The organism is Streptomyces caelestis (genome assembly GCF_001279005.1).
Taxonomy (GTDB): Bacteria; Actinomycetota; Actinomycetes; order Streptomycetales; family Streptomycetaceae; genus Streptomyces; species Streptomyces heliomycini.
Window position 1 is genome coordinate 1 of record NZ_LGCN01000144.1, and the last position, 265, is coordinate 265.

Here is a 265-nt window from a genome sequence, read left to right on the forward strand (position 1 = left end):
CTCCCGCCGCGCATCACTGCCGGCCCCTCCCGGGTCCGAAGCACCAACCGCACCGGACGCGTCCTCACCCCCCGCAGACGACAGCCCCACCGATCCAGCCGAACCCGCGAACTCCTCCGCGCCCTCCATGTCCACATCGGCAGGCTCACCCGCCCAAACAGACTGGGAACCGAAGTCCGGCAGCAGCTCAGTGAGGCTCACGGATGCCGTATTCAGGTCTTCCGGGTCGCTGTCCGCGCCCTCGTCCCGCACGCCCTCGCCACCG

General features: G+C 70.6%; 1 pseudogene. It reads right to left on the minus strand.

Annotated elements, in window-relative coordinates:
* Positions 1 to 265 (minus strand): annotated as a pseudogene (locus tag ADK41_RS42500) (hypothetical protein); the annotation flags it as partial.